This is a genomic window from Comamonas antarctica (genome assembly GCF_013363755.1).
Classification (GTDB): Bacteria; Pseudomonadota; Gammaproteobacteria; order Burkholderiales; family Burkholderiaceae_C; genus Comamonas; species Comamonas antarctica.
Genome location: NZ_CP054841.1, coordinates 327820 through 349493 on the forward strand (window position 1 = coordinate 327820; position 21674 = coordinate 349493).

Below are 21674 nucleotides of genomic sequence, written 5' to 3' on the forward strand. Positions count from 1 at the left end.
GTCGCTGTCAGCCGACGATGCCGGTATGCGCGCGCAGTGTCACGGGCACGGCCTTGGAGGTCGGCGTGCCCGCGCCGATGGCCGTGGCCGCGAGCGGCACCAGCGGATTGGTCTCGGGGTAGTAGGCCCCGATATTGCCGCGCGGAATGTCATAGGCGACGAGCCGGAAGCGCTCGATGCGGCGCTCCTGGCCATCGTCCCAGGCCGAGAGCAGATCGACCCAGTCGCCATCCTTGCAGCCCAGCGCCCGGATATCGTCGGCGTGGATGAACACCACGCGGCGCTGGCCAAACACGCCGCGGTAGCGGTCGTCCATGCCGTAGACGGTGGTGTTGTACTGGTCATGCGAGCGCATGGTCATCAGCGAGAACACCTGCTGGCCGGGCAGCCGCGCCGTGGCGCGGTGCACCGGCGTGTCGCGCGGCACGGCATGCGCCATGAAGCCAGCCTTGCCGCTGGCGGTGTTCCAGACGCGTTCGCTGGCGGTATTGCGCAGCCGAAAGCCGCCGCGCGTGGCCACGCGCGCATTGAAATCGTGGAAGTCGTCGAACACCTGCGCAATCAGATCGCGGATGCGCGCGTAATCCTCGATCAGCCAGAGCCAGCGCGTGCGGCTGGCCGGCAGCGTGGCCGCGGCCAGGCGCGCGACGATGGCCGGCTCGGACAGCAGCAGCTCGGAGGCCGGCGGGTTGATGCCGCCCGACAGGTGCACCATGCTCATCGAATCCTCGACCGACACGCTTTGCGGCCCGCCGGCCTGCGAGTCGATCTCGGTGCGGCCCAGGCAGGGCAGGATCAAGGCCTCGCGCCCGTGCACCAGATGGCTGCGATTGAGCTTGGTCGCCACATGCACCGTGAGATCGCACTGGCGCAGCGCGCGCCACGTGGCGTCGGAGTCGGGCGCGGCGGCGGCGAAATTGCCGCCCAGCGCAAAGAACACGCGGCCCTGGCCCGACAGCATCAGCCGGATGGCTTCGACGGTATCGGCGCCAGGCGCGCGCGGCGGCGCGAAGCCGAACACCTGCTCCAGCCGGTCGAGCAGCGCGGCCGGCGGCTTTTCCCAGATGCCCATGCTGCGGTCGCCCTGCACATTGCTGTGGCCGCGCACCGGGCAGGCGCCCGCGCCGGGCCGGCCCAGATTGCCGCGCAGCAGCAGCAGGTTGACCAGCATCTGCACCGTGGCCACCGAATGCATGTGCTGGGTGATGCCCATGCCCCAGCAGACGATGCTGCTGCCCGCGCCGATATAGACCTCGCCCGCGGCGCGCATCTGCGCCTCGCTCAGGCCCGATTCCTGCGCCAGCAGCGCCCAGTCCTCGGCCTGCAGGTCGGCGGCCAGCGCCTCGAAGCCCGTGGTGTGCTCGGCGATGAAGGCGTGGTCGAGCACGCCGCCGCGCGCGGCCTCCTGCTCGAGCACATGCTTCATCATGCCCTTGACGGCCGCCAGGTCGCCGCCCGCGCGCACCTGGAAGTAATGCGTGCTGATCGGCGTGGCGCCCAGCGTTGCCATCTCGAGCTTGCTTTGCGGGTCCTGGAAGCGCTCGAGGCCACGCTCGTGCAGCGGGTTGAAGCTGACGATGCGCGCGCCGCGCTTGTGCGCCGCGCGCAGCTCGCCGAGCATGCGCGGGTGGTTGGTGCCGGGGTTCTGGCCGAAGATGAAGATCGCGTCGGCCTGCTCGAAATCATCGAGCGTCACGGTGCCCTTGCCCACGCCGATCTGCGCGCGCATGCCGTTGCCGCTGGCCTCGTGGCACATGTTCGAGCAGTCGGGGAAGTTGTTGGTGCCGTATTCGCGCACGAACAGCTGGTAGAGGAACGCGGCTTCGTTGCTGGCGCGCCCCGAGGTATAGAAGATCGCCTGGTTCGGATCGGGCAGCGCCTGCAACTGCTGCGCGATCAGCGCGAAGGCCTGGTCCCATTCCAGCGGCAGATAGCGGTCGCTGGCGGCGTCATAGCGCAGCGGATGGGTGAGCCGGCCCTGGTCCTCGAGCCAGAAGTCGCTTTGCGCCAGCATCTCGGTGACGCTGTGGCGCGCAAAGAACTCGGGGCCGGCGCGGCGCGCGGTGGCTTCGGCGGCCACGGCCTTGGCGCCGTTCTCGCAGAACTCGAAGCTCGAGGCATGGTTGCGGTCGGGCCAGGCGCAGCCCGGGCAGTCGAAGCCGCCCGGCTGGTTGGCCGACAGCAGCGTCTTGGCGCCCTTGAGGGCGATGTCGTGGTGCAGCAGGGTGTTCTTCACGCTGCGCAGCGCGCCCCAGCCGCCCGCGGGGCCAGGATAGAACTCGATTTTTTGCTTGTCCATAGGTTTCTTGTCTGGCGGTGATCGCCGGCGTCTGCCGCACAGTATCTGGCACAAATATGCCTTTTGCCGGAAAAGGCGGCAAAGGCCTGGGCGTGGATGGCCCGCCAGCCAGTGCCGATTACCAGAAAACAGGCCATTCATGGTTCGACAGGCTCGGCACGAACGGTTTTTAGCGTTCGGCGCCCCAGCACAGATGGGAAAATGCTGCATCCCGTGCAGCGCGGTGGCATCCGCGCCGCCTGCCCGCTTTCTCTTCCCGCCATTCCAAGGAACACACCATGAAATCACGCGCCGCCGTTGCCTTTGCCGCTGGCCAGCCCTTGCAGATCGTCGAGATCGATGTCGAGCCGCCGCGCAAGGGCGAAGTGCTGGTCAGGATCACGCACACCGGCGTCTGCCACACCGATGCGTTCACGCTGTCGGGCGACGATCCCGAAGGCATCTTCCCCGCCGTGCTCGGCCATGAAGGCGCGGGCATCGTGGTCGAGGTCGGCGAAGGCGTGACCAGCGTCAAGCCCGGCGACCATGTGATTCCGCTCTACACCGCCGAGTGCAAGGAATGCCTGTTCTGCAAGTCGGGCAAGACCAATCTGTGCGTTGCCGTGCGCGCCACGCAGGGCAAGGGCCTGATGCCCGACGGCACCACGCGCTTCTCGTATGAAGGCCAGCCGATCTACCACTACATGGGCTGCTCGACCTTCAGCGAATACACCGTGGTGGCCGAGGTCTCGCTGGCCAAGATCAACCCCGATGCGAATCCCGAGCAGGTCTGCCTGCTGGGCTGCGGCGTGACCACGGGCCTGGGCGCGGTGAAGAACACCGCCAAGGTCCAGCCCGGCGACAGCGTGGCCGTGTTCGGCCTGGGCGGCATTGGCCTGGCCGTGCTGCAGGGTGCGAAGCAGGCGCAGGCCGGCCGCATCATCGCCATCGACACCAACCCCTCGAAGTTCGAGCTGGCGCGCACCTTTGGCGCGACCGACTGCATCAACCCCAAGGACTACGACAAGCCAATCCAGCAGGTCATCGTCGAGATGACGGGCTGGGGCGTGGACCATTCGTTCGAATGCATCGGCAACGTCAACGTGATGCGCGCGGCGCTGGAGTGCGCGCACCGCGGCTGGGGCCAGTCGGTGATCATCGGCGTCGCCGGCGCGGGCCAGGAAATCTCCACCCGCCCCTTCCAACTGGTCACGGGCCGGCGCTGGCTGGGCACGGCGTTCGGCGGCGTCAAGGGCCGCTCCGAGCTGCCGGGCATGGTCGAGGAAGCAATGCGCGGCGACATCCAGCTCGAGCCCTTTGTCACCCACACCATGCCGCTGACCGAGATCAACGAAGCCTTCGACCTGATGCACGAAGGCAAGTCGATCCGCACGGTGGTGAACTTCGCGTAAGACGCGCGGCTGCGGCTGCTGAAACCGCCCGTGGCGCCTGGCGCCCGGGCGGTTTTTTTTACGGTTGCACGGCGCTCGGGCCGGGCGGCTGGGGCATGGCGGCGCAGCATTCGTGCAGGAACCCGCGCAGGCGCTGCACCGCGGGGCTCAACAGGCGGCGGTCGGGCGAGACCAGATGCAGCGGAAATGCCTCGCCGCGCCAGGCGCGGCACAGCACATGCAGATGGCCCGCGCCCACATCCTGCGCCACGTCCAGCCAGGACTTGTAGGCAATGCCCGCGCCCAGCAACGCCCAGCGCCGCACGGCGTCGCCATCGTCGCTGACCCGGTCACCCTGGACTTCGATGGCGCTTGGCGTGCCGTCTGGCGCGGTGAAGCGCCATTGCGCATCTAGTTCATCGGACAACAGGAAGCGCAGGCAGTTGTGGCCGATCAGCTCGGCGGGGGCCGCAGGCGCCCCATGGCGTGCCAGATAGCCCGGCGCCGCCACCAGCACCCGGCGGTTGTGCGGCGCCAGCGGCAGGGCGACCAGCGAGGATTCGGGCGGCGGGCCGTAACGCAGTGCAATGTCGATGGGCTGGCGGTGGACATCCGCCACGCGGTCGGAGAGTTGCAGCCGCAGCCGCAATTGCGGATGCTGGCGCTGGAACGTGTCCAGCCAGCCCAGCAGCACGCTGCGGCCCAGGTCGGACGGGGCGGAGATGCGCAATTCGCCGCGCAATTCGCCGCGCTCGCCCTGCAGGGCCTGCGTACCTTCGTCCAGGCTGCGCAGCGCTTCGCCGGCATAGGCGAGAAAGCCTGCGCCGGCGCTGGTCAGGCGCAGGCTGCGCGTGGAGCGCACGAACAGCTGCGTGTCGAGTTCGCCTTCCAGTCGCTTGAGCGCGGCGCTGGCCACGGCCGGGCTGATGTCGAGCAGGCGCGCGGCCGCCGACAGGCTGCCGGTTTCGGCCGTGCGCACAAAGAGACGGAGATCGGCAAGCGCCTTCATTTTCAAAGTTTGATTGAAAGTAAATCTGCGAGGAGCGGCTTTTTCATTATTTTGCGGCATTGGATACTGCAGCCATCAAATACATCACAGGAGTTGCCCATGAAAGCCATTGCCTACTACGCCCCCGGCGCCATCGACCGCGCCGACGCGCTGCTCGACATCGACCTGCCCGACCCCGTCCCCGGCGCGCGCGACCTGCTGGTCGAGGTGCGCGCGATCTCGGTCAATCCGGTTGACACCAAGCTGCGCGCGAGTGCCCAGCCCGCCGCGGGCGAAGCCAAGGTGCTGGGCTGGGACGTGGCCGGCGTGGTGCGGGCCGTGGGCAGCGCCGTGACGCTGTTCCAGCCCGGCGACGAAGTGTTCTATGCGGGCTCGATCACCCGCCCCGGCGCCAACAGCGAACTGCATGTGGTCGATGAACGCATCGTCGGCCACAAGCCGGCAACGCTGGACTTCGCCCAGGCCGCGGCGCTGCCGCTCACGGCCATCACCGCCTGGGAACTGCTGTTCGACCGGCTGGGCGTGGCGCGCGGCGGCGGCGCGGGCCAAGCGCTGCTGGTGGTCGGCGCGGCCGGCGGCGTCGGCTCCATCCTGGTGCAGTTGGCGCGCCAGCTGACCGCGCTGAAGGTCATTGCCACGGCCTCGCGCGCCGACACCGCGCAGTGGGTGCGCGATCTGGGCGCGCACGAGGTCATCGACCACAGCCAGCCGCTGGCCGCCGAGCTCAAGCGCATTGGCGTGGCCGAGGTGGACCTGATTGCCAGCCTCACGCACACCGACGCCCACTTCGACCAGCTGGTCGAGGCCATCGCGCCGCAAGGCCGGCTGGGCCTGATCGATGATCCCGCCGTCCTCGACGCCAAGCCGCTCAAGCGCAAGAGCGCCTCGCTGCATTGGGAGTTCATGTTCGCGCGCTCGATGTTCGAGACCGCCGACATGCAGCAGCAGCATGCCTTGCTGGAGGAAGTCGCGGCGTTGGTCGATTCGGGGATCTTGCGCAGCACGCTGGGCGAGAACTTCGGCACGATCAACGCCGCCAATCTGCGCCGCGCGCATGCGCTGCTCGAAAGTGCCAAAGCCAAGGGCAAGATCGTGCTCGAAGGCTTTGGCGGCTGATCTTCCGGCGTGCGTGCCGCTGGCCTTCGCGCCAGGCTTTTCGGCCGGGGCGCGTAGGCGTGAAGGTGCTTGCCTCTCAATCGACCCGCAGCACCTCGAACCGCTGCTGCGTGGGATCGACCGGTATCGATACCTCGTCACCTTCGCACTTGCCCAGCATGGCCCTGCCCAAGGGGGCGGTGCTGCTGATGACCTGAACGCGTTCGGCGCCGCTGACCAGCTTCATGCTGCCCCCGACCGGACCGAGAAAGATCTGCTGCTGCCGGTCGTCGGCATCCACCAGGCAGACCAGCGCGCCCAGCTGTATGCCCTGGCTCGCGTCGTAGGGGCGCGGGCAGAACTGGCGCCATCGGGCCAACGCCTGGCGGATGGCGTCGGCGCGCCGCGCCTGGCCGGTGGCCAGGTAGGCGGCCTCTAGGCCCAAGGTGTCGTATTTGTTTTCGGCGATGTTTTCTTCATGGATCGCCGTTTCATGGGCCGCCCGCGCTGCCTGCTCGGCTTGCAGAAGGTCCTCGGCGAGCCGTTCCAATACCTGCTGCTGCAGCCACAATTTATCCATAATCAAAGCCAGGCATTTCAAACCAGTGGAACCAACGGCCGATTATGAACGCCGCCACGCGCCGCCAGGCCAAGCGGCGCGAGGCAGCGCGCTGCGGGCCATCCTTGAACAGGTGCCCTGCGCCAGGATGCCCTGCGCCAGGATGCCCTGCGCCAGGATGCCCTGCGCCAGGATGCCCTGCGCCCGCCTTAGAACTTCCCGCGCAGCGTCAGCATGGCGTTGCGCGGCAAGCCCTGCATGTTGCCGTTGAAGACCGTGCCCACGGTCTGGTAGTAGCGCTTGTCGAGCACGTTGTTGACGTTGAGGCTCAGGCTCCAGCGCGGATCGATCTGGTACTGGGCCATCAGGTCCCAGACCGCATGGCCCGGCTGCGTGAAGTCATAGGCCTGCGACGTGCCGTTCGTGCCCGTGATCGTGCCGGAAACGAATTGCGCGCTCTGGATGCGGCCGGTGCCGCCCACGCGCCAGCGCGACCACTCGCCGGGCAGCGTGTAGGCTGTGGCCAGCTTGAACAGATGGCGTGGCGTGATGCTGCTGAAGACCTTGTTCTCGGTCTTGTCGCGCGTCTCGTTGAAGGTATAGCCGGCGGCGATCTGCCAGCCCGCGGCGATCTGCCCGCCCAGCTCCACATCGAAGCCCTGGCTGGTGACCTTGCCCTGGGGCAGGTAACAGCAGGCCGCGCCCCAGAGGCTGGGCGTGGCGGTGTAGCGCGTGTCCAGCACCGCCGTCCCGGTGCGCTCGACGTTGAAGATGCTGAAGGTGGCGTTCAGCTTGCCGTCCATCAACTCGCCCTTGACACCGGCCTCGTAGCTGCGGCCCTTGATCGGATCGAGCGGCGTGCCCGGCAGCGGCCCGGACATGCTCAGCGCCTGCGGCTTGAAGATCGAGGAATAGCTGACGTAGGCCGACCAATGCGCATCGAGATCGTAGATCACGCCGCCATAGGGCGTGACCTTGGCGCTTTCCTCGAAGGATTTGGCCGAGCGCGGAGTGGTCGTGCCCGCGGTGTCGAGGATGTTGGAAATGGTCTGCGTGAACTCGTAGCGGCTCACGCGCGCGCCGGCGATCACATGCAGCCGGTCCGTCGGATTGAGCCGCAGCACGCCATAGCCGCCGACCTGCTCCTGGCCCCAGGGCGCATAGCGCTCGCTCAGCGCCAGGTTGTACTGGCCGAACTGCGGCGTCCAGGGCTGGATGTCGAACACATTGCCGCCCACGCGGGCGCTGTCGGCAAAGCTCAGGTTCTGCCAGTGGCTGCGCACGCGCTGCCAGTCCAGGCCCAGCAGCAGTTCATGCTTGCGGCCCAGCGCGCTGAACGGGCCGCTCAGGTGGAGGTCCACGACGTCCTGCGTGTTCGACGAGTCGAGCGCGCCGCCGCGCCACAGCGGCCCGGCCAGCGTCTGGGCATTGACCGCCCCGGACAGACTGCTCCACAGCCGGTTCTGATCGGTCTGGGTATGCGAGGCATTGAACTTGAGCTGCCAGTGGTTGTCGAAGCGCTGCGCGAGCTGGGCGAACACCTCCTGGTTCTTGTAGTGGAAGAACGACCAGGGGTTGGAGAAGGTGGTATTGCCCGGCAGGCCCAGACTGCGGCCATCGGTGAAGCGCGGCAGGCCGCCATAGTCGCCGGTCTGCTTGACCTTGCCATAGGAAGCGCCAACGGTCAGCAGCGTGTCGGGCGTGAGATCGGCCTCGAGCACGCCGTACAGCGAGGGCTTCTCGATGCCGATGTAGTCAAAATACGAGTCCGCGTCCTGGTAGGCGAGTACCGCGCGGCCGCGCACGCTGCGTTCGGCATTCAGCGGGCCGGTGGCATCGATCTCGCTGCGCAGGTTGCTCCAGCTGCCGGCCGACAGCGTCACGTCGATCTGCGGCTGCGCCAGCGGCTTCTTGCGCACCAGGTTGATGATGCCGCCGGGATCACCGACGCCGCCGAGCAGGCCCGAGGCGCCGCGCATGACCTCGACGCGGTCGTAGAAAGCCATTTCCTGCTGCGGCTGGTAGGTGTAGGCACCGAGCGCCAGTGGCGCGCCTCCGTCCATCTGCATGCTGGTGATCTGAAAGCCGCGCGAGAAGTAACGGCCCGAGTTGTCGGCGACGATCACGCCGGGCGTGAGCGCCAGCGCCTGCTCGACATCGACGACCTTGCGATCGTCCAGCAGCTGGCGCGTGACCACCGACACCGACTGCGGTATCTCGCGAAACGACTGGTCGGTCTTGGAGGCAATGCTAGTAATCTGGTTGGTGTAGGAGCCCGTGCCTTCGGTGGTGCCGCTGGCGGCGCGGCGCGCCTGTACGCGGATCTCGGCCAGCGACAGTGTGGCGGCCGCGGGCTGCGCCTGGAAGACGTAGACGCCATTGGGCTGCTGCAGCGCGCGGATGCCGCTGCCGGCCAGCAGCAGCGCCAGGCCGTCGCGCGCGCCATGCCGGCCCTGCAGGCCGGGGCTGGTGCGCCCCGCCATCAGCTCCGGCGGGAACACCAGCACCAGGCCAGCTTCCTGGCCGAAGCGGTTCAGCGCATCCTCAAGCGGACCTGCGGGAATCTGGAAGCTGCGGCTGTCGGCGGCCTGGGCGAATGCGGCGCCGGGCGCGGCCAGCAGCGTGGCGCTGCCGAGCTGCGCCATGACGAGGGCAAAGGCGCTGGGAACGAGCAAATGGGGGAGCGTGCGGCAGTGCCGCGCCGGACGATGGGCCATGGTGTCTTTCTGGAAGGTAATGCAGGAGCAGCAAGATTTCTGCTCTCTCCGACTACCTGTCGCACGACGCGCGGAAACAGCTCAACGCCGAGTGACTTTTTTTCAGGCCTTGGCCACCAGACGCACCTGCACCACCTGGCGGCCCCAGAAGCGGGTCTCGGTCTCGATCTCCAGTTGCAGCGTGGCGGCCAGCGATTCGAGGATCAGCGGAATCTGCGTGACCGGATAGGTGCCGGAGACGCGCAGCCCGGCCACGGCGGCGCTGCAGCCGATGGGATGCGGGCTGTAGCGGCTGAGCTGCGCCAGCAGATCGGCCAGGCGCTGGCCCTTGGCGATCAGCGTGCCCTGCACCCAGGCGCGGTCGGCCGGGCCCACGGGGTGTGCCGGGTCTACGCCCTGGACGGTGAAGCGCGCGCCCTGCCCGGCTTCGAGCACCCGCGGCGTGGCAGCCGCACCGGCCGGCGTGAGCCGCACCGCGCCGGCGAAGACCTGCACCCCATCGCGCGCCTCGTCCGTGTGCGCACTGAACTCCGTACCCAGCGCTTCGGCCAGGCCCTGCGGCATCTCGACCAGGAAGCGGCGCGCCGGGTCGGACGCGGTGGCGACGAAGATCTGGCCGCGCAGCAGCACCAGGTGGCGTTCGCCGGCGCTGAAACGCACATCCACGGCGCTATCGGTGTCGAGCACCAGCCGCGTGCCATCGGCCAGTTGGATGTGGCGCTGCTCGCCCGGTCGGGTGCGGTGGTCGGCGGCCCACTGGCGCCAGGGCGTGCGCTCCTGCAGCGCGTAGCCGGCGCCGCCGCAGACCATCAGCACCAGCAGCGCCTTGGCGGCACGCCGGCGCGGATGGGGCGCGGCCAAGGTGGCATGCGCCACCGACGTCATGCCGGATAGGCCACCCAGGCGGCGCTGCAGGCCTTCGACGCGCTGCCAGGCGAGTTCATGCGAGGCATGCTGTGCACGCCATTCGCGCAAGGCCTGCGCTGCGGCGGGCGAAGGCCCGGATTGCAGTTCCAGCATCCACTCCACCGCGCGGCGCGCGACATCGCGCGGAATCTCCTGGGGGTTTTGCATGACCGCCATCAGGGCTCCAGCGCCAACAGGCAATGCATGCCGGCCTTGACCAGATGGCGCTTCACCGTGGCCAGCGAGATGCCCAGCCGCTCGGCGATCTCGGCCTGCTTGAGACCGTCCAGCTGGCTCATCAGGAACGCGCGCCGCACCACCACCGGGAGGCCGTCGAGCAAACGGTCGATCTCGACCAGCGTTTCCAGCACGATGGCGCGCTCCTCGGGCGACATGGCCAGCGCCGGGGCGCAGTGGCGCAATGCCTCCAGATACGCGCGCTCGAGTTGCTGGCGCCGGTAATGGCTGAACAGCATGCGTTGGGCGACGGTGGTGAGAAACGCGCGCGGCTCGCGCGCATCCACCGGCTCCTCACGCGCCAGCAGTCGCACGAAGATGTCATGGCACAGGTCGGCGGCCTGGTGCGAATCGCCCAGCCGCTGGCGCAACCAGCTGCTCAGCCAGCGCTGGTGCGCGCTGTACAGTCCGGCGACTTCGCGCCTGGCAGGGTCCACGGTGGCGGGCATGAAAAAAGGGCCTGAGGCCCATGCTAATGATAATCGTTCTTATTCTAGCCCGGACGGCCGCGCCTTCGCACGCGTCTGTGGCGTGCATCGTACGCGGCCCACATGCCATTCCTTGGAACTACGGTCTGGCGGGCCGCGCCGTGCTCCAGACAATCAGCGCCAGCAAGGCCAGCTGCAGCGGCAGCCGCGCCACCAGCAGCCAATACGGCACGGACGGGAAATCGGCGGCCTGCTGCAGCATGAAGACATTGGCCGGCGTCACGGCCAGCGTCAGCAGCGCCAGCCCCCAGCCGGCCGCGCGGCGCGTGCGCTGCCAGGCAATGCCGAAAGCGCCCAGCAGCTCCAGCACGCCGGTCAGCAGCACCGCCGCGCGCGGCCATGGCACCCAGGGCGGAACGATGCGCATCTCGGTCTCGGTGGCCGCGAAGTGCGCGATACCGCCGATGAAGAACCAGAAAAAGACAAAAGCCAGGCCGGCCTTGCGGCCCGCACTCAGAGGGGCTGTCGGATCCATGGCGGCATGTTCTCGAAGTGGCGAGGCTGCCAGTGTGCGGCAAACGGCGGCCTGGCGGTCGGCGCCGCCCGATCCTGGCCGGGCATCAGGGCAGGCGCAAGTCCAAACCAAACATGTTCGCCAGCGCGTAGGCAAACAGCCCCACGCCCAGCAGCACCAGCATGAAGATGCCGGCCACCTTGCCGCCGGCGCGCAGCACCGCGTACTTGTCTGCCTTCCTGCCCTGGTCGTAATGCCACTTGATGGCAAAGAACATGCAGATGCTGAGGACGATGGCCTTGAAGGCCACGAAGATGACGGGGACCCAATCGATCATTTGAGAATTTCCAGCCTGAGACTTGACGTCGCGTGCCCTGAGAAACACGACTTACGGGAGGCAAAAACGCCAGCGCCGGCCCTGCAGGACAGGCGGGGCGGCACGTTCGGGGACATACTAACGGGAAGCAATTTCCATACATCGCCCCCCTTCCCCGCGTTGAAAACCATGCAAGCTGAACCATTGCCGCCCTGGTTGCCGCGCCTGGCCGCGCGGCGCGGACCGCGTTTCCTGCAGATCGCGGATGCGTTGCAGGCCGCGCTGGCCGACGGCGCGCTCCAGCCCGGAGACCGCCTGCCGCCCCAGCGCCAGCTGGCCGCGCAGCTGGGTGTCGACCTGACGACGGTGACGCGCGCCTACGACGAAGCCCGGCGCCGCCATCTGCTCGAGGGCCGCGGCGCGCGCGGCACCTATGTCGCGGCGCCCAAGGTCGAACTGGACGCCATGCTCGACCTGGGCATGAACACCCCGCCGCCGCCCGCGGGCGTGGACTTCGACGACCTGCTCAGGCAGGGATTGTCCCAAGTATTGATGCGCGCCGACACGGCATTGCTGATGACCTACCACCTGGGAGGGGGAAGCGACAGCGACCGCGCGGCGGCAGCCCGCTGGCTGGCGCCGATGCTGGGCGCGCTCGATCCGCGCGAGGTGCTGGTCTGTCCCGGGGCGCAGGCGGCGATTGCCGCGCTGATCCTGGCGCTGACCGAGCCGGGCGCCGTGATTCTCGCCGAGCCGGCCAGCTATCCCGGCTTGCGGGCCGCGGCAAACCAGTTGGGCCGGCGCATCGTTGCGGTGGCAGCCGACGCGCAAGGCATGGTGCCCGAGCTGCTGGAACAAGCCTGCCGCCAGCACCAGCCGGCGCTGCTCTACCTCAATCCGACCTTGCAGAACCCGACCGCGATCACCATGGGAAAACGCCGGCGCCAGCAGCTCGCCCGCATTGCCCAGCGCTGCCAGCTGCGCATCGTCGAGGACGACCCCTACTGGCTGCTGGCCGATGCCCCGCCGGCGCCCATCGCGCGCGGGTCGCCGGAGCAGGTGTACTACATTTCGACGCTGTCGAAATGCCTCACGCCCGGCTTGCGCGTGGCCTTCGTTCGCATGTGCGACCCGCACGAACGCGCGCGTTTCCTGGTCGCGCTGCGCTCCTTCGCGCTGATGGCCGCGCCGGTGACGGCCGCACTGGCCACGCAGTGGATCTTCGACGGCTCGGCCGACCGCCTGCTGCAAGGCGTGCGCGAGGAGGCGCGCCTGCGCCACCGCCTGGCCCGGGACGTGCTGGCCGGGCGCTATAGCGGCGCGGGCGACGGCCTGCATATCTGGCTCGAACTGCCCGGTTACTGGAGCCCCTCGCAGCTGGCGCGCGCTGCCGAGCGCGAAGGCCTCAGCGTCATGCCCGCCGAGGCCTTCGCGATGAACGGCACGGCCGCGAATGCCATCCGCATCTCCCTGGGCAGCATCCAGGAGCGCGCGCGCTTGCAACACGGCTTGCAACGGCTGTCGCAGCTGCTGGCGCAGCAGCCCGAGGCGGTCCGCGCAGCGGTGGTTTGACGCGATTCAAGCACTGGCATCAGCTCCCGTGGAGGAAAGCACCAGCGGGCAGTGGGCGAATCGGCTGGCTCGCGCGGCAGCTGGATGTCAAAGCGGCTGTCGGCCCTACCAGTTGTACTTTGCCCCGACACGCAAGCTCGTGGCCCGGAAGTTTTGATCGCCCCACTGGTAACCCACGTTGCCCCAGGCTGTCCAGCCTTTGCTGAGGTCCGCGTTCAATCCGAGTTTGGCTTCATACCGCTCGCGCGGATACAAGTCATTGACTTCGATGGCATTGAAGGCCATCTGGTTGTGCATCTTGTCATGCCACCAGTTCAGCGTGAGATAGGGCTGCGTTTTACGCCCTGATTCACTGACCCAGGTACGGTGCAGCCGAACGCCAAGCCGGGCAATCCAGCCGCTGCCGCGGCTACCGCTGACCTTGGTACCGTTGGGCTCGGCAATCTCGTCTTCGCTGTATTTGACATAGATGACTTGCGCTTGCGGCTCCACCACCCAGTCGTTGCGCAGTTTGGCGGCATAACCGGCTTCACCTGAAAGGCTCAGCGAATCGGCGTTGTATTTCACCTCGGGCAAGGTGTCGCCGCGCACCGCGTTCTTGTACCAGCCATACAAGCCCCAGACATCGGTATACCAGCCCAGTTTGTCTTCATCGTTCTGGTACCAGGTGCCGTAAAGCCCCACGCTCCAGCCCTTGGTTTCGCCTTGGGCACGGGCGGGATTCAAAGCCGCGCTGGCGTCGCTCGTGGTCGTGCCATAGCCGATCATCCCGCCGAGATGATAACGGCCATGTGCGTCCCCGGTACGCCATTGCGCCAGGTCGCCGCCGCCCTGGATCAGCGTGCTGCGGGTGTCCACATCGAAATTGCCGTCCTTGCTGGTGGAGCCGCCTTTCTTGCCGACCACACGCAGCCAGGCGGAACGCCGTTTGGGGTCCTGGCTTTCAATCGTCTGGCCCTCGATGTATTGCGGCTCGCCCAGGCGGTCATGCAGGCTGTGCACGAACATGCCGGCCGCTTGCCGCTGGTTGGACAGATAGGCGCTGACTTCGGGCCGAAACAGCGGCTTGGGGTCTGGCGGCGGCGGGGGCGGAGGAGCAGGCGTGGGCGGCGCGGGCGGCGTGGGAGGACCAGGGGGATCGGGCGGCGCCGGTGGTTCCACGGCCTCGGAACGCAGATACCAGCCTTGCGGGTCGCTGGCGTCGGCTGTTCCGCGAAACAGCTGGTACTCATACGGTCCTTGCACCACGCGGTGGTTGAGTACGAATGCCGACGCAGCAGTCGACGCACCATTCACGGTGCCGACCACCTGGATACCGTTGGCCACGGTGAGGGCGCCGGAGCCACCGGCATTGGTGATACGCAAGCTGGTGAGGCCGCTGGCGGCGCCCCCCTCGATGACCAATCGGTCGGAGGGCGAACCGTCAGCACCCAGGTAGGTGTTCAAGCCGATGGCTGCGCCGTTCTGGCCTGCGTAGTTGCCCACGGTGAGCGTCTTGAAGGCACCCGCTGTCGGCGGACTGAACCAGATGGCGCTGGCGTCGTTGCCGAGGCTGCTGAGGTTGGAGCTGCCCGTCATGTCCCACCGGCTGCCATTCGCAAGATTCAGCGTGGACTGGCTGCCCGCCTCGGTCAGCGCAGAGCCGGTCAGCGTCGAAGCGTCGGCATTGAGAGTCGCCACGCCGGGCGACGAGACGCCGCCGTTGGTGAGCCCCTGCACCTGAAAGGCGACGACCCCGCTGATGGCGGAGCGGTTCAACGCAATCGTCGCATTCGGACCCAGGACCCGGATGGCGGAGCCCGCGTCAGACACGACGGAACTGCTGTTGAGCGTGACGGCCTCGGTGCCGCCCGACGGTTCGGCCAGCGACGGGACCGTTGCCATCGCCGCCGCAACGCCCGGGCTGCCATCTTCGTTGGCCGGAGCGTCGGGCGCGGTTCCGACACTCCCGCTGGCAATCGCATTGGCCGTCGCGCTGTCCGTGACGCCGAACAGGTACAGCCCGGCGGCATTGGCGCCGCGCGCGCGCAGGCTGGCGTTGGTCGCATCCAGGCGCCCGCTGGCGCCGATGACCGCCGCATTCGCGCTGGCGCCGCCCGTGGTGACGCCGACGCCCGCACCCTGGGCATTGGACTTCAGCTCGACCGAGGCGTTGGTGATGTACAAACCATGCGCATTTGCTGCGGCGCCCGTGTCGATCTGCCCGCCCGCGAGGGTCGTTGCGCTTTTCTGCCAGGCATAGAGTCCGATGCCACCGCCCGTGGTTGCAATGTCGAAGTCACTGCCGGTGTATGCGGCGGTGCCGCCTTCGAAGACCGCGCCGTGCGCCCCCGCGCCCGACGTACGCACCGTCAGGCCCGAGATGTCGGCAGAAGCGAGACCGACCAACCGGATGCCGTAGCCGTTCTGGCCGGCGGTGTTGACACTCAGCCGGCGTGCCTGGAGGGTGCCCCCGGTATAGGCGTAGACGCCATAGTTGCTGCTTGCCGTCGTGTTCACCGTCACATCGGTCAGATCGAGGTTCGACCCGGCCGACTGCACGCCGCGTGTCGCCGCGGCGCCGGCGGTGAAGCTGGTGCCGTTGGCGGCAAACGTCGCCCCGTCCTGGATGAAGGCGGCATAGGAGCCACCCGATACGGAGCCGCGCGAAAGATTCACTTGCGTTCCCAGCGACCAGACCCCGACGCCCAATGCGCTGGCAATGGCCGTATCGGTCGCGCTGAAGGCGCCGCCGCTGGCCACGTAGGCAGCGTGCGCGCTGGCCTTGGTGGTGGTCAGCGCGCCGCCGGTCATCGTCAGCGACGAGCCGGCTCCCATGACATAGGCCGCGATGGCGCCCTGCCCTTGCGTGGCAATGCTGCTTTGCTGGGTCACCGCCGTGGCGGCACCACTCAGAAAGATGCCATGCCCGCTGGCGCCTGTCGTGCTGACCGTCGAATGGGTGAGCGTGGCGGCGGCCTTGTCCCACAAGCGGATCCCGTGGCCAGCGCTCGCGCCCGTAGCCACCAGCGTCGAATCGGTCACGGCGGCATTGGAATACACCCCGTAGCCACGAATCGCATTGGCGTCCTGCCCGTCGGCCGACAGGTACATGCGCGCGCCCACGAAAATGGAAGGGCCGGTCTCGCCGGGGATGTAGATGCCGTGCACCGTCTGCCCGTGTCCCATGGCGTAGGTGATTCGCGCTGGGTCGGCGCTGCCCAGGACCGTCAGCGTGCCATTGGCCACGTACAGCGCATCGTTGGGGGCCCCCAAGCGGTAGTCCGACTGGATCACAATGTCGCCGGGTTGGGGGCCGAGGTCTGGGTTCAGCTGGGCCGAGCCGCCGCCTGCGACGGACAATCCCGCGCCTCCGGCGCCGAATGGATACGGGATTTTCGGATAGATGGTCGTGCCGCCCTGTATCACGCCATGGGTGCCGAAGAACTGGAACGCATCGGTGAAGGCGCCCGGCCCGTAGGTGCCCGATGGAGTGACATAGGTTTGGGCCTGAACGCAACCGGCATAGGCCAGACCCGTGGCAACCCGTGCCAGGGTGGCCCGGGGGGTCCACGCACCACGCTGCAGCAAAGACATCTCGCTCCTCCTCTTCGGCCTTGCAAGGTATCTGGCTCGGCACTCCCACCGACAGCACCGAGGCAGCAGCCAGACGGCGGAACGCGACTTTGAACCAGTTTCCGTGGCAGTGTATGCGGTTGGAAAAACTTGCACCCTTGGGCTAAGGGCCAATAGCTCGACGGCAAAAAATGGCTTGCCGGGTCGAATATCTGGAGTTGGCCGCTGGCGTGCGTTCATCGAACGCCCCGGCCGCACGCGTTCAAATTCGACGCGGAACATCGCTCGCGAGACCGCGGCATTGGCGAGGTGCTGGCCAGCCACGGCGATGGCGGCAGCGCGCATCCGCCGGGCGGCCGGCGCGTGCCGGCCTCAAGCCAGCGCCTCAGGCGCCGGTCACATCGGCAATGGCGCGTGCCAGCCGCTCGATGCCTTCGTCGATCTGCGCCAGCGTCAGGCTCGCATAGCCGAGGATCAGGCCCGCGGGCCGCGGTGCCATGGCGCCTGGCGGGCGCACGAACAGCGGCGATACCGGATAGACGCCGATACCCTCGCCGCGCGCCGCAGCCACCAGCCGCGGCTCGTCAGCGGGGCGCAGGAACGGCAGCCACAGCACGACATGCAGGCCCGCGGCGCTGCCCGACACGCGGGCGTCGGCGGGCAGGTGGCGCTCGATGGCGCCAAGCAGCGCGCTGCGCCGGCGCTCGTTCTCGCGGCGCAGGCGGCGCACATGGCGTTCATAGGCGCCGCTGTCGAGCAGCGCGGCCAGCACGCGCTGCTCGAGCACCGGCGCATGGCGCATGGCCAGGCGCTGGGCCTTGGCAAACAGCGGCACCAGGCTGGGCGGCAGCACCATGTAGCCCAGGCGCAGCTGCGGCGACAGCGCCTTGGAGAAGCTGCCCAGATAGATCACCCGGCCCTCGGTGTCGATGGCCTGCAGCGCGTCGATCGGGCGTTGGCCATAGCGGAATTCCCCATCGTAGTCGTCCTCGATGATCCAGCTGCGCTGCTGCTGCGCCCATTGCAGCAGCTGCTGGCGCCGGCCCATGGGCAGTACGCCGCCGAGCGGGAACTGGTGCGAGGGCGTGGCATAGGCCAGCCGCAGCTGCGCATCGGCCGGCAAGGCGCCGGTCTCCAGGCCCAGCGCATCGACGGGCACGGGCACCAGCCGCGCGCCGCTGGCTTCAAGGCCATGGCGTGCCATCGCATAGCCCGGGTCCTCGAACGCAAACGCGTTGCCGGGCTCCAGCAGCAGCCGTGCGCACAGGTCGATGGCCTGTTGCGTGCCCTGCACCACGAGGATCTGCGCCGCCGTGCAGTTCAGGCCGCGCGCGCGGCGCAGGTAGCCCGGCAGCGCCTGGCGCAAGGCGGCCTCGCCCTCGGGCGCGGCGTAGTACAGGTGCGGCTGCTGGCGCAGCAGCTCGGCCTGGTAGGCGCGCTTCCAGGCCAGCGTGGGAAAGTCGCGCGCGGCTACGGCGCCGTAGCGGAAATCAATGCGTGCCGCTGGCGCGGCCGGCGCGGGCGGCAACGCCATCTGCGCGACGCGCCGCCCAAATGCCGACAGGCGCGCGGCATCGAGCGGCCGGGCGCGGGCAGCGCTGCGCGCTGCGGTGACCAGCGGCGCGGCCACGCGCGCTGCGCGGCCCCGCGCGGTGTCGAGAAAACCTTCGGCCGCAAGCTGCTCATAGGCCACGCTCACGGTATTGCGCGCCACCCCGAGGTCGGCCGCGAGCGCGCGCGTCGAAGGCAGCCGCGCGCCGGCGGCGAGCGTGCCATCGGCCAGCTGGGCGCGCAGCAGCGCATAGACACGCCGGCCGCCGCCGTTGGCACCCGGACTGCGGCCCGGCTTGGAATGCAACTGGCCCATAGGAATTCTGCGCAAGTGGAGCTTTGCATTGTGCCGCAGGCCGGTCAAAGTAGCTGCTTTCCGGAGGCCGCATGTATATTCCCCCGCATTTTTCCGAAACCCGCCCCGCGGAACTGGCGCGCCTGATCGCGCAGCACCCGCTGGGCGCGCTGGTCACGCAGCGCCCGCAAGGGCTCGATGCCGAGCACCTGCCCTTTGTGTTCGACGCGCACGCGGGCGCCTGCGGCCGGCTCACGGCGCATGTGGCGCGCGCCAATCCGCTGTGGCAGGAGTGCGCGCCGGGCACGCCGGCGCTGGTGATCTTCCGCGCGGCCGAGGGCTATGTCTCGCCCGGCTGGTATCCCAGCAAGCACGAGGCGCACCGCCAGGTGCCGACCTGGAACTACGAAGTGGTGCACGCCCACGGCCGGCTGACCATCCGCGATGACGAGCGCTTCGTGCGCGCCCTGGTCGGCCGGCTGACCAAGCGCCATGAGGCCGCGCAGCCGCAGCCATGGAAGATGGCGGATTCGGCGCCGGAGTTCATCGACGAGCTGCTGGGCGCGATTGTCGGCATCGAGATCGAAGTCAGCGCGCTGGTCGGCAAGCGCAAGCTGGGCCAGAACAAGGCGCCGCGGGACCGCCTGGGCGCGGCCGAGGCGCTGGCCGCGCAGGGCAATGCGGCGCTGGCGCAGGCGATGCGCGCCGCTGGGCTCAGCTCGACGTCTTCATGATCACCAGGCCGGTGACGATCAGCACCGCGGCCAGGATGCGCATCGGGCTTGCGGCCTCGCCGAGCGCCACGATGCCCGCCACGAAGGCGCCGACGGCGCCAATGCCGGTCCAGATGGTGTAGGCGGTGCCCAGCGGCAGCGTGCGCATGGCCAGTGACAGCAGGCCGAAGCTGATGACCATGGCAATCAGGGTGATGGCCGAGTAGCCGAGCTTGGTGAAGCCTTCCGAGAGCTTCATGGTGAACGCCCAGACGATTTCAAACAGTCCTGCCACCACGAGATAGATCCAAGCCATATGGCCTCCTGAAAAAGCCGGGTCGTCCCGGGCAAGATAAGTGGGCCAGCAATGGCTGAGGTCGTCCTCAACGGATGATTCTAGCGGCCTCCCGCACGGCGTGTTGTCCGACTGCCCGGGCCGTGACAGGGGCGTAGTTTCTACCGTCGGTACCTCCGGTTCCCTGCGTGGGCCGGAAGGCGCCGATTCGGGTCGACAAGAACCTCATCAACACAGGAACGCCGCACATGCCCCAAGCTTTCGAAGCCTCCGATCTGCTCCAGCACCGACACATCACCGACATCAGTTGTTCCTGGGACCAAAGCTTCGTGGCCTGCTGCCTCGGCGCGGTGAACCAGGCCGCCGACAGCGCCACCAGCACGCTATGGATCTACCCCACCAACGGCGAGGCCCCGTGGCCGTTGACCAGCGGCAGCTCGTACGACAACCACCCGCGCTGGTCGCCCGACGGCCGGCAGCTGGGCTTCATTTCCGACCGCGCCAATCCGCCGCAGCTGTTCGTGATCGCGCGCGATGGCGGCGAGGCGCGCCAGCTCGGCACGCTGCCGGGATCGGCCACGGGCTTCGAATGGAGCCCCGATGGCCGCAGCCTGCTGGTCGTGGTCTCGCTGCGCGTCGACCCGGCGCTGCGCGGCGCCCGCCCCGCCCCGGATGCCGGCGAGCCGCCCAAGGACGGACCGCAGGTGGTCTGGAAGCTGCCCTTCAAGAGCGATGGCGTGGGCTACAAGCTCGACCATGAACACCATTTGTTCGTGATCGACGCCGAAAGCGGCCAGGCCACGCAACTCACCGACGGCCCGTTCCATGTGCTCACCGCGCACCATTCGCCCGACGGCCAGCGCATCGTCTATACGCGCTCGCGCGAAGGCGACGCATCGCACCGCAGCGATATCTGGATCATGAACGCCGATGGCAGCCACCCGCAGCAGGTGACGACCGAGCAGGCGCAGGTGCTGTTTCCCGCCTGGTCGCCCGACGGCCGCTGGCTGGTGTTCTCCGGCACGCTGGAGGAAGGCGATGCGCAGGTGCGGCTGTGGCGCGTGGAACTGGCCTCGGGCAAGGTCGAGCCGCTGGGCGATGATTCCCTAGAAATCGGCTCCGAAGCCCCGTGCGTGAAGTTCCCGCGCAACGACAGCACGCGCGTGCGCGGCCTGGTCGCCCGCCGCGGCGTGCATGCCATTGCCGAGATCACGGTGCCCGAGGGCCAGGTCCGTTACCTGCTGGAAGGCGAGCGCCAGCTGTCGCAGCTGTCGTTCTCGCGCGAGTTCATGGTCTACACCGCCGAGACCGCGGTGCAGCCCATGGAGTTGTACCGCTGCCGCACCGACGGCTCCCAGGAGCAATGCCTCAGCGACCTGAACCCCTGGTGGCGCGAGCGCCGCCAGGCCCGCGTCGAGCGGCGCCAGTTCGAGGTGCCCGATGGCAACGGCGGCACCGAGACCATTGACGGCTGGCTGATCCGCCCCGAGGGTGCCCAGGGCGCGACCCCGCTGCTGGTCGATGTGCATGGCGGCCCGGCGAGCTTCACGCTGTTCTCCTTCGCGCCCTCGGCCTACTGGGCCATGCTGTGGTCCCAAGGCTGGTCGATCCTGGCACTCAACGCCGTCGGCTCATCGAGCTACGGCCGCGCGTTCAGCGCACGGCTGCGCGGGCGCTGGGGCGAGATCGACCTGCCCCAGCATCTGGCCGCGGTGCAGGCACTGCAGCAGCAGGGACTGGCCAGCGAGCAGGTGGCGATTGCCGGCAAGTCCTACGGCGGTTTCATGTCCGCCTGGGCCGTCGGGCACACCGATGTGTTCAAGGCGGCCGTGCCGATGGCGGCGCTGACGCAGCTCGATGCGCATTGGGGCACCTCGGACAGCGGCTATTACACCGACTGCTATGCGATGCAGGGCGAAGACGCCGAGGCGCGCGAACGCATGCGCGCGCATTCGCCCATCGAGTTCCTGCGCGGCGCGACCACGCCGACGCTGCTGCTGCATGGCGCCGACGACGAGCGCTGCCCGCGCGGCCAGGCCGAAGCCGCGTTCACCGCGCTGCGCCGCGGCGGCAACCAAGACAGCGAACTGGTGCTGTACCCGACCGAAGGCCACAAGTTCACCAGCAACGGCAAACCCAGCTTCCGCGTCGATGTGATGCGGCGGCTCGTGGACTGGGTCACGCGATACGCCGGATAGCAGCGCCTGCGTGCGGCCTTGCCATTGCGGCTGGCTGCACGCATA

Annotated in this window: 16 protein-coding genes; 5 read left to right on the forward strand and 11 right to left on the reverse strand. The window is 68.4% G+C overall.

Going from position 1 to position 21674, the window contains the following annotated elements; translation table 11 throughout:
• Nucleotides 1-7: 7 nt before the first annotated feature.
• Entirely contained in the window at nt 8-2299 is a 2292-nt protein-coding gene (locus HUK68_RS20900; protein WP_175506172.1) for an FdhF/YdeP family oxidoreductase, read from the reverse strand.
• A gap of 278 nt (nt 2300-2577) precedes the next feature.
• On the opposite strand from HUK68_RS20900, the gene HUK68_RS20905 reads away from it, so the two are divergent.
• Entirely contained in the window at nt 2578-3690 is a 1113-nt protein-coding gene (locus tag HUK68_RS20905) for an S-(hydroxymethyl)glutathione dehydrogenase/class III alcohol dehydrogenase (RefSeq protein WP_175506173.1), read from the forward strand.
• A 58-nt stretch (nt 3691-3748) separates the two neighbouring features.
• Here the strand turns inward: HUK68_RS20905 and HUK68_RS20910 are convergent, their stop codons facing one another.
• Complete coding sequence (locus tag HUK68_RS20910; RefSeq protein ID WP_175506174.1) at nt 3749-4678, reverse strand: LysR family transcriptional regulator; 930 nt, start codon at nt 4676-4678, stop codon at nt 3749-3751.
• A gap of 99 nt (nt 4679-4777) precedes the next feature.
• Here HUK68_RS20910 and HUK68_RS20915 point away from each other — a divergent pair, with 99 nt between their 5' ends.
• Complete coding sequence (locus HUK68_RS20915; protein ID WP_175506175.1) at nt 4778-5794, forward strand: zinc-binding alcohol dehydrogenase family protein; 1017 nt, start codon at nt 4778-4780, stop codon at nt 5792-5794.
• A 76-nt stretch (nt 5795-5870) separates the two neighbouring features.
• On the opposite strand, the gene HUK68_RS20920 is transcribed toward HUK68_RS20915, so the two are convergent.
• The 6 genes from HUK68_RS20920 to HUK68_RS20945 all read right to left on the reverse strand — a co-directional run bounded on the left by HUK68_RS20920 (nt 5871) and on the right by HUK68_RS20945 (nt 11471).
• A complete protein-coding gene (locus HUK68_RS20920; protein ID WP_175506444.1) occupies nt 5871-6353 on the reverse strand; it encodes a GreA/GreB family elongation factor in 483 nt (160 codons plus the stop codon).
• A 188-nt stretch (nt 6354-6541) separates the two neighbouring features.
• A complete protein-coding gene (locus tag HUK68_RS20925) occupies nt 6542-9049 on the reverse strand; it encodes a TonB-dependent siderophore receptor (RefSeq protein ID WP_175506176.1) in 2508 nt (835 codons plus the stop codon).
• Between the two features lie 102 nt (nt 9050-9151).
• On the reverse strand, nt 9152-10123 hold the full coding sequence (locus tag HUK68_RS20930; RefSeq protein ID WP_175506177.1) for a FecR domain-containing protein: 972 nt from the start codon (nt 10121-10123) through the stop codon (nt 9152-9154).
• Between the two features lie 8 nt (nt 10124-10131).
• Nucleotides 10132-10641 carry a sigma-70 family RNA polymerase sigma factor gene (locus HUK68_RS20935; protein ID WP_175506178.1) on the reverse strand — a complete coding sequence of 170 codons (510 nt, stop codon included), beginning with the start codon at nt 10639-10641 and terminating at the stop codon, nt 10132-10134.
• A 118-nt stretch (nt 10642-10759) separates the two neighbouring features.
• The gene (locus tag HUK68_RS20940; RefSeq protein ID WP_175506179.1) at nt 10760-11155 is read right to left on the reverse strand and encodes a DoxX family protein; all 396 of its coding nucleotides are present in this window, start codon (nt 11153-11155) and stop codon (nt 10760-10762) included.
• An 85-nt stretch (nt 11156-11240) separates the two neighbouring features.
• Nucleotides 11241-11471 carry a hypothetical protein gene (locus HUK68_RS20945; protein WP_175506180.1) on the reverse strand — a complete coding sequence of 77 codons (231 nt, stop codon included), beginning with the start codon at nt 11469-11471 and terminating at the stop codon, nt 11241-11243.
• A 168-nt stretch (nt 11472-11639) separates the two neighbouring features.
• Here HUK68_RS20945 and HUK68_RS20950 point away from each other — a divergent pair, with 168 nt between their 5' ends.
• Nucleotides 11640-13022: an aminotransferase-like domain-containing protein gene (locus HUK68_RS20950; RefSeq protein WP_175506181.1), complete on the forward strand. Its 1383-nt coding sequence runs from the start codon at nt 11640-11642 to the stop codon at nt 13020-13022.
• A 105-nt stretch (nt 13023-13127) separates the two neighbouring features.
• Here HUK68_RS20950 and HUK68_RS20955 read toward each other — a convergent pair whose 3' ends face one another.
• Nucleotides 13128-16598 (reverse strand): autotransporter outer membrane beta-barrel domain-containing protein, encoded by a 3471-nt coding sequence (locus HUK68_RS20955; protein WP_175506182.1) that lies wholly within the window; start codon nt 16596-16598, stop codon nt 13128-13130.
• A 364-nt stretch (nt 16599-16962) separates the two neighbouring features.
• A complete protein-coding gene (pdxR, locus tag HUK68_RS20960) occupies nt 16963-18444 on the reverse strand; it encodes a MocR-like pyridoxine biosynthesis transcription factor PdxR (protein WP_175506183.1) in 1482 nt (493 codons plus the stop codon).
• A 71-nt stretch (nt 18445-18515) separates the two neighbouring features.
• Between pdxR and HUK68_RS20965 the strand changes: the two genes are divergently transcribed.
• Nucleotides 18516-19157, forward strand: coding sequence for an FMN-binding negative transcriptional regulator (locus HUK68_RS20965; RefSeq protein ID WP_175506184.1), 642 nt, complete (start codon nt 18516-18518; stop codon nt 19155-19157).
• Here HUK68_RS20965 and HUK68_RS20970 read toward each other — a convergent pair.
• A complete protein-coding gene (locus HUK68_RS20970) occupies nt 19138-19452 on the reverse strand; it encodes a DMT family transporter (protein WP_175506185.1) in 315 nt (104 codons plus the stop codon). The genes HUK68_RS20965 and HUK68_RS20970 overlap by 20 nt on opposite strands.
• Nucleotides 19453-19679: 227 nt before the next feature.
• Here HUK68_RS20970 and HUK68_RS20975 point away from each other — a divergent pair, with 227 nt between their 5' ends.
• Nucleotides 19680-21629: a S9 family peptidase gene (locus HUK68_RS20975; RefSeq protein WP_175506186.1), complete on the forward strand. Its 1950-nt coding sequence runs from the start codon at nt 19680-19682 to the stop codon at nt 21627-21629.
• Nucleotides 21630-21674 lie beyond the last annotated feature (45 nt).

Excerpts from the sequence above, each read along its gene's own strand:
- HUK68_RS20900 (WP_175506172.1), bottom strand. The coding sequence starts at position 2,299 with ATGGACAAGCAAAAAATCGAGTTCTATCCTGGCCCCGCGGGCGGCTGG.
- HUK68_RS20905 (WP_175506173.1), top strand. The coding sequence starts at position 2,578 with ATGAAATCACGCGCCGCCGTTGCCTTTGCCGCTGGCCAGCCCTTGCAG.
- HUK68_RS20910 (WP_175506174.1), bottom strand. The coding sequence starts at position 4,678 with ATGAAGGCGCTTGCCGATCTCCGTCTCTTTGTGCGCACGGCCGAAACC.
- HUK68_RS20915 (WP_175506175.1), top strand. The coding sequence starts at position 4,778 with ATGAAAGCCATTGCCTACTACGCCCCCGGCGCCATCGACCGCGCCGAC.
- HUK68_RS20920 (WP_175506444.1), bottom strand. The coding sequence starts at position 6,353 with ATGGATAAATTGTGGCTGCAGCAGCAGGTATTGGAACGGCTCGCCGAG.
- HUK68_RS20925 (WP_175506176.1), bottom strand. The coding sequence starts at position 9,049 with ATGGCCCATCGTCCGGCGCGGCACTGCCGCACGCTCCCCCATTTGCTC.
- HUK68_RS20930 (WP_175506177.1), bottom strand. The coding sequence starts at position 10,123 with ATGCAAAACCCCCAGGAGATTCCGCGCGATGTCGCGCGCCGCGCGGTG.
- HUK68_RS20935 (WP_175506178.1), bottom strand. The coding sequence starts at position 10,641 with ATGCCCGCCACCGTGGACCCTGCCAGGCGCGAAGTCGCCGGACTGTAC.
- HUK68_RS20940 (WP_175506179.1), bottom strand. The coding sequence starts at position 11,155 with ATGGATCCGACAGCCCCTCTGAGTGCGGGCCGCAAGGCCGGCCTGGCT.
- HUK68_RS20945 (WP_175506180.1), bottom strand. The coding sequence starts at position 11,471 with ATGATCGATTGGGTCCCCGTCATCTTCGTGGCCTTCAAGGCCATCGTC.
- HUK68_RS20950 (WP_175506181.1), top strand. The coding sequence starts at position 11,640 with ATGCAAGCTGAACCATTGCCGCCCTGGTTGCCGCGCCTGGCCGCGCGG.
- HUK68_RS20955 (WP_175506182.1), bottom strand. The coding sequence starts at position 16,598 with ATGTCTTTGCTGCAGCGTGGTGCGTGGACCCCCCGGGCCACCCTGGCA.
- pdxR (WP_175506183.1), bottom strand. The coding sequence starts at position 18,444 with ATGGGCCAGTTGCATTCCAAGCCGGGCCGCAGTCCGGGTGCCAACGGC.
- HUK68_RS20965 (WP_175506184.1), top strand. The coding sequence starts at position 18,516 with ATGTATATTCCCCCGCATTTTTCCGAAACCCGCCCCGCGGAACTGGCG.
- HUK68_RS20970 (WP_175506185.1), bottom strand. The coding sequence starts at position 19,452 with ATGGCTTGGATCTATCTCGTGGTGGCAGGACTGTTTGAAATCGTCTGG.
- HUK68_RS20975 (WP_175506186.1), top strand. The coding sequence starts at position 19,680 with ATGCCCCAAGCTTTCGAAGCCTCCGATCTGCTCCAGCACCGACACATC.